Source organism: Bradyrhizobium sp. SZCCHNS1050, assembly GCF_032484785.1.
Lineage (GTDB): Bacteria > Pseudomonadota > Alphaproteobacteria > Rhizobiales > Xanthobacteraceae > Bradyrhizobium.
The window spans coordinates 3194843-3208067 of record NZ_JAUETR010000001.1 but is presented as its reverse complement, the minus strand read 5'-3'; the positions used below and the strand labels follow the sequence as shown (position 1 = coordinate 3208067).

Here is a 13225-nt window from a genome sequence, read left to right as displayed (position 1 = left end):
ACAACCGCGGAGTTCCGCGATCAGCCGGTTTTGCCGAGATGCTCCAGCGCATCCTCGGCGCGCAGCGGCACCCGCGACACCTCGTTGTTGAGATCGACGAGCTGCGCCAGCAACGCCATCAGCATCTTGCGATCCGCGGCCTTCAGCGGCGCCAGCATGCGTGCCTGGGCGCGATCGACCGCCGGCATGATCGCACGGAGCAGTGCTCCGCCCGCCCTGGTCAGATAAAGCAGCTTGACGCGCTTGTCCTCGGCCGACGGCCTGCGCTCGATATAGCCCTTGCTCTCCAGCCGCTCGATCACGCTGCCGAGCGTCGAACGGTCGAAGGCGATCACCGCCGACAGCCTGGTGGCATCGATGCCGGGGTGCGTCTGGATCGCGACCAGCGCCGCATATTGCACCGGCGTCAGGTCGAACTCGCGGCACTCCTCGACGAAGATGGACACGGCAATCTGCTGCATCCGCCGGAACAGATAGCCCGGCTTGGTGTAGACTGCGTCCATCGTGATGTCGGCCGGCCTACTCGGCATCGGGCTGACGCTCCGGAGCAGCATCGGCAAAGGCCGGCAGCGCCTTCGCCACGGCTTCGGCCTGCAGCAGGCGCGGAAACGCTGCGACATCGACGCCGAAGCGGCGTGCATTGCCGAGCTGCGGCACCAGGCAGAGATCGGCCAAGGTTGGCGTCGCACCGAAGCAGAATGGGCCGGGCTCATGCTTGATCAGCGCTTCGCAGGCAGCGAGCCCCTCGCGGTTGGCCCAGCCGGCCCAGGCCGTGACCTTGTCCTCGGGCAGGCCGAGCTCCCGGAGCCGCGCCAGCACCTTCAGGTTCTGCACCGGATGGGTGTCGCAGGCGAGCACCTGCGCGAAGGCGCGGACCTGGGCGCGTCGCAACGAATCCTTCGGCAGCAGCGGCGGCTCGGGATGAGTCTCGTCGAGCCATTCGATGATCGCAAGCGACTGGATCAACGTGGCGCCGCTGTCGTCCTCGAGCGCCGGGACCAGACCCTGCGGGTTCAGCGCGAGATAGGCGGGCGCGCGCTGCTCGCCCTTGCGGAGGTGATGCGGCAGATGCTCGACCGTGAGACCCTTGAGGTTGAGCGCAATCCTGACGCGATAGGATGCGCTGCTGCGGAAATAGCCGTGCAGCTTCATCATGGCAGTCCTCCCGATGCGACAGCTCTGGTTGTATTTGACGGTAATCAAATTGGCAGTATACTGTCAATCAAGAACGACATCTGATCATGGGAGGCGCGCATGGCCGCGGTTTCGACACCGGAGCGCGAGGCGTTCTACAAGAAGATCGACGGCGAAAACATGACGGCGCTGTGGACCGTGATGAGCGATCTCATCACGCCCGAGCCGAAGAGCGCCTGCCGCCCGCATCTGTGGCAGTTCGCGGCGATCCGCGACTACATGGTCGAGGCCGGGCGGCTGATCACGGCGAAGGAAGCCGAGCGGCGCGTGCTGATCCTGGAGAATCCGGGACTGCGCGGGCAGTCCAAGATCACCACATCGCTCTATGCCGGCGTTCAGATGGTGATCCCAGGCGATGTTGCGCCCGCCCATCGGCACAGCCAGTCCGCATTGCGCTTCGTGCTGGAAGGCAAGGGAGCCTTCACGACCGTCGAGGGCGAGCGCACCCTGATGGAGCCGGGCGACTTCATCATCACCCCGTCGATGACTTGGCACGATCACGGCAATGAGACCACCGAGCCGATGTTCTGGCTCGACGGCCTCGACATTCCCCTGGTGCAGTTTCTCGACGCGTCGTTCGCGCAAGGCGCACAGGAGGACCAGCAGAAGGTCGCGCGCCCCGCGGGCGACAGCTTCGCCCGCTACGGCCACAATCTGCTGCCGGTCGATGCGAAGCGCAAATCCAGGACATCGCCGATCTTCAACTATCCCTACGCCTATACGCGCGAGGCGCTGGAGAACGCGAAGCGGAGCGAGGAATGGGACGCCTGCCACGGGCTGAAGCTGAAATTCTCCAACCCGGAGACCGGTGATTTCGCGATGCCGACGATCGGCACCTTCATCCAGCTGCTGCCGAAGGGCTTCAAGACTGCGCGCTATCGCTCGACCGACGCGACCGTGTTCACCGCGATCGAAGGCAGGGGCCGCAGCCGCATCGGCGACCATACCTTCGAATGGGGCCCGCGCGACCTGTTCGTCGTTCCGAGCTGGCAATGGGTCAGCCATGAGCCCGACGAGGATGCGGTCCTGTTCTCGTTCTCGGATCGCCCGGTGCAGGAGAAGCTCGACTTGTTCCGGGAAGACCGCGGCAACGCCTGACACCGCCGGATCAGCGCCAGCGCAGGAGCTGCGCTTCGAGCATGCTGATCAGCCGGCCGACGGCGAGACCGAACAGCGACAGGATCAGGATCCCCGCCATCAGCTGATCGGTCTGCATCAGATTGCCGGCCTGCAGCACGAAGGTGCCGATGCCGGTCTCGGCGCCGATCATCTCCGCCGAAACCACGAGCATCAGCGCGACCGACGCGGTGATGCGGAAACCGGCGAGGATCGACGGCAGCGCGCCGGGCCAGATCACGCGGCGGACGATGGTCGGGAATGGCACGTTGAAGCTCTGCGCCATGCGGATCAGGTTGCGCGGCACCGCATCGACGCCGCTATAGACCGAGATCGTGGTCGAGAAGAACACGCCCAGCGCGATCGTCGCGATCTTCGGCTGCTCGCCGATGCCGAGCCAAAGAATCAGCAGCGGCAGCACGGCGATCTTCGGAATCGGAAACAGCGCAGAGACGAACGTGATGCCGATGCTGCGCGCAATGCGCCAGAGGCCGATCGCGAAGCCGACGACGATGCCGGTGGCCGTGCCGAGCGCCCAGCCGGATACGATGCGCACGAACGATGCCGAGACATGCTGCCAGAGCGCGCCGCTTTCGGCCAATCGATACAGGGCGCGCAAGATCGTCAGCGGCGCCGGCAGGAACAATGGGTTGACCAGTGCGAGGCTGCCGATGAGTTGCCACAGGCCGAGAGCCGCCGCGAGCGCGAGCCAGCCGGCCCATCGGCTTGCGGCTGGCGTGAAGCCGCCGCCCCGGAACGGCACTTTCCGGCTCTGCTTGCCGACGACCTCAGGCGTTCCGGCCGGGGAGCGTTCAAGCATTCTGAACCTCGCGCTCGGCATCGATTGCCTCGGTCCGGATCAGCCCCCAGAGCTCGTTCTGCAGGTCCAGCAGTTGCGCGCGTACTCCGGCATCGCCGCGGCTGCGCCGCGTCGCCGGGACGCTGACGACCTTCCGGATGCGGCCGGGACGACGCGACAGCACGACGATGCGGTCGGCGAGCCGCACGGCCTCCTCGAGATTATGCGTGACATAGACCGCGCCCATGGTGCCGTCGGCGAGCAGATCGACGAAGTCCTCCATCAGCAGCTCGCGGGTCTGCGAGTCCAGCGCCGACAACGGCTCATCCATCAGCAGGATCGCCGGGCGGACCGCCAGCGCCCGGGCAATCCCGACCCGCTGTCGCATGCCGCCCGACAACTGCTTGGGATAGACGGTCCGGAAGTCTGCCAGGCCGGTTCGCCGCAACGCATCGTCGACGGCGGCGGCGCGCTGCTGCGTCGACAGGGATGTATGGAGGAGCGGAAAGGCAACATTGTCGGCGACGCTTGCCCACGGCAGCAGCGCGAAGTCCTGGAACACGAACGTCAGGGGATTGAGGCTGCCGGGCGGCGGAGCTCCGCGCAGCACCGCCTGTCCCTTGCTTGGCTGCAACAACCCTCCGAGGATTGCCAGCAGCGTGCTCTTGCCGCAGCCGGACGGCCCAACGAGGGCGACCACCTCGCCGGCTCCGACCGTGAACGACACGCGGTCGAGCACATCGAGCGCGTCGAAACGGTGGCTGATGGTCTCGGCGATCAGGTCCATATCAGGCGATCCCGCTGCAGGCCCGCGCTGCGCCTGCCTTCATCAATCCGGCTTCACGAAGTCTTTGGCGATGATCGCGGCCGCATCATAGCCCTGGTCGGCGAACCCCTGAGCCTGCAGCCATTTGATCTGGCTCTCGATGTTCTTCACATCGAGCTTGCCGTCGGGATCGATGTAGGCGCAATTGCCCACGACCTGCTCGACCGGCAGGTTCGTGTACTTGCCGATGATCTCGAGCAACGGCTTGGTCTTGTCGTCGATGGCGGCGGTGCCGTCCTTGACCGAGGCGAGCACGACATCATGATACTCGCGCTCGGCGCGCTGAAGCGACGCCAGCAGCTTGCCGACCAGCGCCGTGTTGGCAAGTGTCTTCGGCCCCGCGAACACGCCGCTGACCTGCCACGGCGTCTCGTCGCCGACCCAGCCAAGATGCTTGACGGCGCCCTCCTCCATCAGCTTGCGCGCCACCGAAACCGGCATCAGCGCCGCGTCGACGGTTTCCCCTTTGATGGCCGCCGACATGTTGGACATCGACTGCAGCGGCACGATCTTCACGTCGGCGAGCTTGAAGCCATATTTATCGGCCAGCAGCCCCACCGAATAGTGAAAGCTCGACCCGACCTGGGTCATCGCCACGCGTTTGCCGGCAATGTCCTTCGGCGTCCTGAGACCTGCCTCATAGGCCTTGTTGCTGGCAAAGTAGCCAATCAGCGGAAAGCCCGGGCGGTCACGGCTCATGCCGGCGATGATCTTCAACGCGCCCTTGCCTGCGAGGTTATACAGTCCTGCGGTGAAGGCGGTCACCCCGACGTCGACGTCGCCGGTGGCCGTCGCCACGGCGATCGGTTGCGCTGCATCGAAAAACTTCAGCTCGACGTCCAGTCCAGCTTCGCGGAAGTAGCCTTTGTCCAACGCGATGAACACTGGCGCGGACGAGGACAGCCGGAGAACGCCGATCCGGAGCTTGGCGTCGTCGGCCAGCGCGGTGCTGATCGATACGAGGCTCCAGAGCAGCCCCAGGACGACGCCAACGTATCGGAACATCACACTCTCCAAGATCTGGCGACCCGCACACCCGGCCTCACCCACGACGCCGACTTGTTGCAATATTTCGCGCTTGATGTCGCGCCAAATTTTCGGGAGTCGGGAGATCGCAGCCTCAGAGGCCGGGCGTCTTGCTCCAAGCCTCCTCGTCCGTCACGGTAACGCGTATTGAGCTAAACGCCCTTGCAATCGGCGGTCCGGTCCTTTGCCGCGACCGTGAGCTTCCTGCAGGGGCCGTGAAACGTCTCGATCTCCTTCAATCCGTCCTCTACACGGACCGACATGGCCGGCAGGCTCGCCGCGCCGAGGGCCAGCAGCCAAACGGATGAAGCTGTCTTTCTCATCGCGATCTTCTGACAAAGTGGATATTGCCGAGCGGGCCGGATTTGTCGCGTGGACTGTACGATGGCGGGTGACGACCGGCGACGCCGCGACGAACTCTCCTGCTGGCCCATCCTGCTTGTGCGCAGGGGTCACGGCCTCAGAAGGTCTGCATCACCGGCTTCTCGCCATTGGACAGAAATAGCCCTTCAAAACGGCCGATCTCGCTGTCGGCTGTGCATTCGAGCAGGTCGGGTCCCTTGAATGGATTGCCGTGGCGGCATTGCCCCTTGGCCGTCACCTTGTTGATCGTCTTGCGACTTTGGCCAATGATCATCATGTCGACCGGCGTGACGAACTTGTCAGGCCCCGGTTGCTCTTGCAGATCGCCGCGGTTCGAGAACGTGACCACGCTGCCGTCGAGCAAGGTGAAGTAGAAGCCGGTGCGCTGATCGTCATAGTCGGTATTGAGCAGCGCGCCCTTGCATTCCGAGCTGCGATCCTTTCCCGCGACGATGAGCTTCTGGCAAGTTCCCTTCACGACCACCATGCCGGTCAGCCTGGCATCGGCGAGCGATGGAGCTGCAGAGATCATCAGCACGCCAAGCGCGCACACCGATAGCGCCACCACTGCTGACTTCATCGAACCCCCTCCCTACCTTTCAATATGACTATGCCTCAACCTCCGGTGACAGAAAAGTTCTGTTTTTGTTCTCATGCCATTTTTCTCCGAAGGAGGCGCTAGGCGCGTCAGCCGGCACACGCTTCGAGAGTCTCCAGCCACGCCGCAAACGCCTTCGTCAGGTCCTCCATGACGGCCCGATCATTCCGGCCGGAGCGCGCAGGCACGTGGAAGGCGTGGTCGGCCTGATCGATCCAATGCAAGGTCGCACGCGGTCCCAGCCGCTTCACGACGGGCGCGAGCAGCTCCATCTCCGCCAGCTTGTCGCGCGTCCCCTGCAGGAACAGCATCGGGACCTCGATCGCATCGAGATGATCGGCGCGCGCGATGGAGGGCTTGCCGGCGGGGTGAAGCGGAAAGCCGAGAAAGGCGAGCCCGGCTATGCCTGGCAGCGGCGCTGCACTCTGCGCCTGCGACGTCATGCGCGCCCCGAACGACTTGCCGCCCGCTACGAGCGGCAGCCCCGGACAGAGCCGCGCGGCCTCCGCCGCGGCAGCCCGCACCGCGGCGTGAGCGAGCGCGGGCGGATCAGGGCGCTTGCTGCCCTTCTCCATATAGGGAAACTGGAAGCGGAGCGTCGCGATGCCGCGCGCGGCAAGGCTTGCGGCCGCTTGGTTCATGAAGACGTGGGTCATGCCGGCGCCCGCGCCATGGGCGAACACGAAACAGGCGCGCGGCCGCGGCGGGGCCATGAACAGCGCGGACACGATGTCCGCGCCGTCGACGGGAAACGCAAGGGAACGCGGCTGGTGCTCGGTCATGCGCCAGAGTGTGAGCCTGCGTCCCCTGCGTCAACTCCACTCGCCACCGGTTTGCGGCTCACGCCGCCGTTCGGATCGTCTGCAGGAAGTCGGCGACATTGCTCTTCAGCGAAGCGGCCTGCTGCTGCAGCGCCGCGGCCGCCGCCAGCGCAGCTTCAGCGCCGGCATCGGTCTGCCCGGCCACGTTGCGCACGTCGCCGATCTCCTGCGTGACCGCCGCCGTACCGCTGGCCGCCTGCTCGACGTTGCGTGCAATCTCGCTGGTCGCCGCTCCCTGCTGCTCCACCGCGGCGGCGATCGCATTGGAGATCTCGGCAATCTCCCGCACGGTCGTGCCGAACTGGGCGATCGCGCCGACCGTCTCCTGCGTCGCGCTCTGGATGGTCGCGATCTGGCTCGAGATCTGCTCCGTCGCCTGCGCGGTCTGCGACGCCAGGTTCTTCACTTCGCTCGCGACGATCGCAAATCCGCGGCCGGCCTCGCCGGCGCGCGCCGCCTCGATGGTGGCGTTGAGCGCCAGCAGGTTGGTCTGGCTCGCGATCGCCTGGATCAGCTGCACGATGGTGCCGATCCTCTCCGCCGCGCTGGACAGCCCGTCGATCAGCTCGGATGTCCGCTGCGTCTCGTGCGTCGCCCGGGTCGACACCGTGACCGAGCGCTGGACCTGGGAGGAGATCTCCCTGATCGAGGCCGCGAGCTCCTGGGTCGCCGAGGCCACGGTCTGCACATTGACGGAGGCCTGCTCGGCCCGGCTGGCGACCGCTTCCGCAAGGCCACGGCCGCGTTCGGCGACGCGCGCCAGCTCGCTGGCGCTCTCGCCCATCTCGGTCGCACGCCCGCCGACGCCGGTGATGACACCCTGCATGCCCTGCTCGAATCGACCAGCCAGATCGGACATCATGCGGGCGCGCTCGGCCTCCGCAGCTTCACGCTGTGCCGCAGCCTCCTGCTCCATGCGGCGCACGGCAAGCGCGTTGTCACGGAAAATCTCCACGGCGCGCGCCATCCGGCCGATCTCGTCGCGCTGCTCGCCGCCGGGAATCGGCTGATCCAATTCGCCGGCCGCCAGCGACTGCATGCGGTCGGTCATGCCGCGGATCGGGGTCGACACGCTGGCGCCGATCAGCCAGGCCAGCACCGCTCCGAATATCACCGCTGCGGCTGCGGTCACGATCACGGTCTGCTTGGTATCTTCGACCGCGACGCCGGTCCTCGCGGCCTGCTCTGCACGCGCGGTACCAAGCTGCCGGTTGATCTGGCTGACCTGGGTATCGATCGAGGCACTCGCCTTGGCGAGCTCCGCCTGCTTGGCGCGCAGGTCAGCGGCCACCTTGATCACCTCCTCGAGCGCGGCGGCATCCGCCGTGAGAGCCTCTTTCAGCGCAGCAACCAGCGCCTTCAGCTTGGCATCATCGACACCCGCGATCTCGGCCTCCGTATCGGCAATCGCGAGCTTCGCATAGACGAAGGTGAGCCTGGCATCGTCGGCATCGCCATTCGATAACGTGTTGGCATAGCGCATCACCGCGATGCGAACCGCGTCGACGACGCTGGCCAGACGTAACGGATTCATCAGCGGCTCGCTGCCCGCACGATTGGCAAGGGCAACCTGGATGCCGCCCATGTTGATGCCGGCAACGGCGCCCAATGCGTCGGTCTTGGTCGTCGCCGCCCGCAGGCGGTCCACGGCCTCGGCCGCGGCAGCGAACGATGAGCGGTAGGCCGCCAGCGCGCTCCGTACCGGCCCAACGCCGTCAGCCAGCACCTTCAGGCTGCCGGACTGCTTCTCGACCTGATCGGCGAGACCGCCGACGGCGTCGATGGCCTTGCTGGCCGCATCCTTGTCACCGACGTTCCAGGTCCGGACGAATCTCTCGACCGCGCCGTTGGCGCCGAGCAGCGCGGCACGCACCTGCGACATGCCGGCGTCCCCGGCCGCGCTGGTAACGAGTTCATCCACGGTGCCGCCGATGCGGCCGACCTGGACCATGGCGAAGCCGCCGAGCAACACCAGGAAGCTCAGGATTAGGGCGAAGCCGCCGAAGATGCGCGGGCGGACGCCGATCCAAGACATCAGAGAAGACAATTTCATCGATTTGCCCGGCTGTTTCACGGAGTGGACCTGATGGTGGCGAGCAGCTCCTTGCCGAAGCGCTTCTCGAAGTCGGCATCGAGCGGCCTGACCGCATCGACGAAAGTCTTGCGGTCGAACGTCTCGATCACCTCCATGCCGGTCTTGCGCAACTCATCGAGCTTCTGCGCATCGAGCTGGGCCTGCCAGGTGACCTCCGCAGCCGCCTTGGCGGCGGCAACCAGCGCATCTCGATCCGCCGCATCGAGATGGTCGAACATCGCGCGGTTGGCGACGAAGGCGATCGGCGCGAAGAAATGCCCGGTGAGCGTCAGATATTTCTGCACCTCGTCGAAGCGATTGGCCGCGATGGTGGCAACCGGATTTTCCTGGCCGTCGAGCCGACCGTCCTTGAGCGCGGCATAGACCAGCGGGAAATCCATCGGCATCACGTCGGCGCCGAGCGCCTTGAAGGTCATCTGGTAGACCGGATTGGGGATCACGCGGATCTTGAGGCCCTTGACGTCATCGACGGTACGGACCGGACGCTTCGAGTTGGTGAGATTGCGAAAGCCCTGCTTGCCCAGCGCCAGCAGCACCAGTCCCTTGTCGGCGAACTTGGCGCCGATCGCGGCGGCGACCGGCCCTTGCGCCACCGCCTTGGCATGCGCGGTGTCACGGAACAGGAACGGGATGTCGAAGACGCCGAGCTCGGGGACGACCGCGCTGGCGATGCCGCCGGACACCACGGCCACGTCCACCGCGCCGCTCCGGGTCGCAGCCAGCACCGCCGCCTCGCTGCCGAATGCGTTGCCCGCACGCTCATCAATGATGAGCCGCTTGCCGGCCAACGCCTGCAGCTTCACGCGAAATTCGTCCGACCCGACCTGCTGCGGGTTCTGAATCTGCGAGTTGTAGACCAGCGACACCATTCGCGGAGACGCCGTCGCCGCTTGGGATCCGAGCAGGGTTCCCACCAATGCCAAGAAACAAAACTCAAGCAGCTGTCTGCGCATAAAACACCGGGCTGTTTTTCCTCGATGCACAACTAACAGCGAGATATGGTTAAGATGTTAAGATGCGATTCCCGTCTTGCCCGCTCCAGCCATTCACTCGCTGATAGTCGCATGCGAGAGAGCCGCAAAACTACGGAGCGCCGTCGACCAGTCGATCCGGGCCTGAGGCGCGGCGCGATATCAGATTTCGATTTACCGTAAATAGCGAGACCGGGCCGCTACGCAAGAGCGGCAGGCTCGATCATCGGCGCATGGCCCCTGACAGCATCACTCGCTTGCCGGCAACCGTAGGAACAGCCATCAGCAGGGCGTTGGCGACGTCCGCCGCCGCGATGGGCTTGTAGTTCGCCGGGATCAGGAAGCCGATGATGTTGTGCAGCCTGTTGCCCCATTCCTCGCCCGGACGACTCGGCTGTCCGAGCTCCGCCCGCGGGCCGACCAGCAGCGAAGGCCGCGCGATCACCAGTCCCTCGAAGGGCAACGCGGTCAGATCGTCCTCGAGCTCGCCTTTCACCCGGCTATAGAAGACGGGCGAGCTGCTGTCGGCGCCCATCGCGCTGACCAGACCAACGCGCCTGGTGCCGCTCGCGAGCGCGGCCTTGGCGACGGCGAGGTTGGCGTCGTGATCGATGGCGCGGAAGGCGGCCTGGCTTCCGGCCACCTTGATCGTGGTCCCGAGAGCCAGATAAAGCTCGTCGGCCGGCGGCAGGGACGGCAGCGCGGTGAAATCCACCACATGCGCCGTCAGCTTGGACGAATGGTCAGTCGGCGCGCGGCGGCCGACGACATGCACATGATCCACGGCCGGGTCGGCAAGCAGACCGCGAAGCAGCTCCCGTCCCACCAGCCCAGTCGCGCCGGCAATGATCACGGTCCGGTTCGTCATGCGCGGTCCCCACTCACAACTCGCCGCCCAAGGTAAGCCTGGCCGCGGAGGTAGGGAAGACCGCAACGACACGACGCCGAATGCCATGGCGCCGCAGATATGACGCCGCAGACGAGACATTCCCTCCGCGGCGCCTCGTCACCATTCGCCTCAGGCGCCCTTGCGCCGCTCTGCGGCCTTGGCCATCGCCGCGGCGAACGCGCCGCCGCCAGACGGCTTCTCCTCACGCGAGGTCATGCGCCCCGCGGGCGGCCGTGCGCTGGTCCGCTTCTCGCCCTTGGCCGGCAGCGGATCGGACAGCCGAAGCGTCAGCGAGATGCGGTTGCGCGGCACATCGACGTCGAGCACCTTGACCTTCACGACCTGCCCCGGCTTCACCACCTCGCGCGGATCGTTGATGCGCTTCTCGGACATCGCCGAGATGTGGATCAGGCCGTCCTGGTGCACGCCGATATCGGCGAAGGCGCCGAAGGCCGCGACGTTGGTGATGGTCGCCTCCAGGATCATGCCGGGCTTGAGATGGGTGATCTTCTCGACGCCCTCCTGGAAGGTCGCGGTCTTGAACTCCGGACGCGGATCGCGGCCGGGCTTCTCCAGCTCCTTGATGATGTCGGTCACGGTCGGGACGCCGAAGCGCTCGTCGGCGAATTTCGCCGGATTGAGCGTCTTCAAGGTTTTGGTGTCGCCGATCAGCACCTTGATGTCGCTCTTGGTCGTCTCGAGAATCTTCTTCACGACCGGATAGGATTCCGGGTGGACGCCAGAGGCATCGAGCGGGTTGTCGCCATCGCGGATGCGCAGGAAGCCGGCGCACTGCTCGAACGCCTTCGGTCCGAGCCGCGGCACCTCCTTGAGCTTGTCGCGGGTCGGGAACGGACCGTTGGCATCGCGATGCGCGACGATGTTCTGAGCCAGGCTCTCGCCGATGCCCGACACCCGCGCCAGCAACGGCGCCGAGGCGGTGTTGAGATCGACGCCGACGGCATTCACGCAGTCCTCGACGGTGGCATCGAGCGCACGGGCGAGCTCATACTGGTTGAGGTCGTGCTGATACTGGCCGACGCCGATCGAGGCCGGCGGCACCTTGACGAGTTCGCCGAGCGGATCCTGCAGGCGGCGCGCGATCGAGACGGCGCCGCGGATCGAGACGTCGAGATTGGGGAATTCCTTCGCAGCGAACTCCGAGGCCGAATAGACCGACGCGCCGGCTTCCGACACGATCGCCTTGGTCAGCTTGAGATCCGGCTTCAGCTTCATCAAATCGTTGACGAGCTTCTCGGTCTCGCGCGACGCTGTGCCGTTGCCGATCGCGACGAGATCGATGCCGTGCTTCACGCAGAGCTGCGCCAGGGTCAGCATGCTCTCGTTCCACTGCCGCTGCGGCTCGTGCGGATAGATCGTGGCGTGATCGACGAACTTTCCGGTGCGGTCGATCACCGCGACCTTGACGCCGGTGCGGAAGCCGGGATCGAGCCCGAGCGTGGCGCGGCCGCCGGCCGGCGCGGCAAGCAGCAGATCGCGCAGGTTGGCCGCGAACACGCGCACCGCCTCCTTCTCCGCCTCCTGCCACAGCCGCATGCGGATATCGAGCGCCAGCGAGGTCTTGATGCGGGTGCGCCAGGCCCAGCGCACGGAGTCCGACAGGAACTGATCGGCCGGGCGGCCCTGGCGCGAGATGCCGAAGGTCACCGCGATGCGGTTCTCATACAGCGTCGGGTCCTTCGAATCCTCCGGCTCGCCATCGCCGAAATCGAGCTGCAGCACCTCTTCCTTTTCGCCGCGCAGCATCGCCAGGATGCGGTGCGACGGCAGCTTGGTGAACGGCTCGGAGAAATCGAAGTAGTCGGCGAACTTGGCGCCCTCGGTCTTCTTGCCATGCCGCACGGACGATTTCACCGCGCCGCGGGTCCACATCTCCTCGCGCAGCGAGCCGACGAGATCGGCATGCTCGGCGAAACGTTCGACCAGGATCGCGCGGGCGCCGTCGAGGGCGGCCTTGACGTCCTTGACCGGGTTGTCGCCATCCTTCTTGATGAAGGCCTTGGCCTCGACCTCCGGCGCCTTCATCGGATCACCGATCAGCATGTCGGCGAGCGGCTCGAGCCCGGCTTCCTTCGCGATCTGCGCCTTGGTGCGGCGCTTCTCCTTGAACGGCAGATAGATGTCCTCGAGCCGGGCCTTGGTGTCGGCGGTCGCCAGCGCCAGCTCGATCTCGGGGGTCATCTTGCCCTGCGCCTTGATACTCTCGATGATCGCGGTGCGCCGTGCATCCATCTCGCGCAGATATCGCAGCCGTTCCTCCAGCGTACGCAACTGCGTGTCGTCCAGCATGCCGGTCGCCTCCTTGCGATAGCGCGCGATGAACGGCACGGTCGCGCCGCCGTCGAGCAGGTCGATCGCGGCTTGGACCTGGGCATCCTTGACTGAGAGCTCAGCAGCGATGATGGAGGCAAAATTCGACACGGTGTTCTTCCGAGATTCGTGACGGGGCTGATTGGATAGGAGTGCACGCGCGCCAGCGCAAGCGGCTGGCAGACGCTCTGTGGGC

The 13225-nt window shown here is 65.8% G+C and carries 13 protein-coding genes; 1 reads left to right on the top strand and 12 read right to left on the bottom strand.

Annotation, left to right across the window (positions count from 1 at the left end; translation table 11 throughout):
- Positions 1-20: 20 nt before the first annotated feature.
- Both QX094_RS14525 and maiA read right to left on the bottom strand, forming a co-directional pair.
- Positions 21-530, bottom strand: a complete 510-nt coding sequence (locus QX094_RS14525) for a MarR family transcriptional regulator (protein WP_315752271.1) — start codon at positions 528-530, stop codon at positions 21-23.
- Entirely contained in the window at positions 520-1152 is a 633-nt protein-coding gene (gene maiA, locus QX094_RS14520) for a maleylacetoacetate isomerase (protein WP_316174641.1), read from the bottom strand. The genes QX094_RS14525 and maiA overlap by 11 nt, the downstream gene beginning before the upstream one ends.
- Positions 1153-1254: 102 nt before the next feature.
- On the opposite strand from maiA, the gene gtdA reads away from it, so the two are divergent.
- Positions 1255-2292: a gentisate 1,2-dioxygenase gene (gene gtdA, locus QX094_RS14515; protein ID WP_316174497.1), complete on the top strand. Its 1038-nt coding sequence runs from the start codon at positions 1255-1257 to the stop codon at positions 2290-2292.
- A 10-nt stretch (positions 2293-2302) separates the two neighbouring features.
- Here gtdA and QX094_RS14510 read toward each other — a convergent pair whose 3' ends face one another.
- The 10 genes from QX094_RS14510 to QX094_RS14465 all read right to left on the bottom strand — a co-directional run bounded on the left by QX094_RS14510 (position 2303) and on the right by QX094_RS14465 (position 13140).
- A complete protein-coding gene (locus QX094_RS14510) occupies positions 2303-3130 on the bottom strand; it encodes an ABC transporter permease (protein WP_316174496.1) in 828 nt (275 codons plus the stop codon).
- The gene (locus QX094_RS14505) at positions 3123-3896 is read right to left on the bottom strand and encodes an ABC transporter ATP-binding protein (protein WP_315715279.1); all 774 of its coding nucleotides are present in this window, start codon (positions 3894-3896) and stop codon (positions 3123-3125) included. Before QX094_RS14505 ends, QX094_RS14510 begins: the two co-directional genes overlap by 8 nt.
- Positions 3897-3938: 42 nt before the next feature.
- A complete protein-coding gene (locus QX094_RS14500; protein WP_315715278.1) occupies positions 3939-4940 on the bottom strand; it encodes an ABC transporter substrate-binding protein in 1002 nt (333 codons plus the stop codon).
- Positions 4941-5113: 173 nt separating this feature from the next.
- On the bottom strand, positions 5114-5284 hold the full coding sequence (locus QX094_RS14495; protein WP_315715277.1) for a hypothetical protein: 171 nt from the start codon (positions 5282-5284) through the stop codon (positions 5114-5116).
- Positions 5285-5421: 137 nt separating this feature from the next.
- Entirely contained in the window at positions 5422-5904 is a 483-nt protein-coding gene (locus QX094_RS14490; RefSeq protein ID WP_315715276.1) for a hypothetical protein, read from the bottom strand.
- A gap of 107 nt (positions 5905-6011) precedes the next feature.
- Entirely contained in the window at positions 6012-6704 is a 693-nt protein-coding gene (locus QX094_RS14485; RefSeq protein WP_315715275.1) for an alpha/beta family hydrolase, read from the bottom strand.
- A gap of 58 nt (positions 6705-6762) precedes the next feature.
- Complete coding sequence (locus QX094_RS14480) at positions 6763-8778, bottom strand: HAMP domain-containing methyl-accepting chemotaxis protein (RefSeq protein ID WP_316174639.1); 2016 nt, start codon at positions 8776-8778, stop codon at positions 6763-6765.
- A 35-nt stretch (positions 8779-8813) separates the two neighbouring features.
- Positions 8814-9707 (bottom strand): TRAP transporter substrate-binding protein, encoded by an 894-nt coding sequence (locus QX094_RS14475; RefSeq protein WP_316174495.1) that lies wholly within the window; start codon positions 9705-9707, stop codon positions 8814-8816.
- Between the two features lie 325 nt (positions 9708-10032).
- Positions 10033-10677, bottom strand: coding sequence for an NAD(P)H-binding protein (locus tag QX094_RS14470; protein WP_316174494.1), 645 nt, complete (start codon positions 10675-10677; stop codon positions 10033-10035).
- A 150-nt stretch (positions 10678-10827) separates the two neighbouring features.
- A complete protein-coding gene (locus tag QX094_RS14465) occupies positions 10828-13140 on the bottom strand; it encodes a Tex family protein (protein WP_315752276.1) in 2313 nt (770 codons plus the stop codon).
- Positions 13141-13225: the final 85 nt, after the last annotated feature.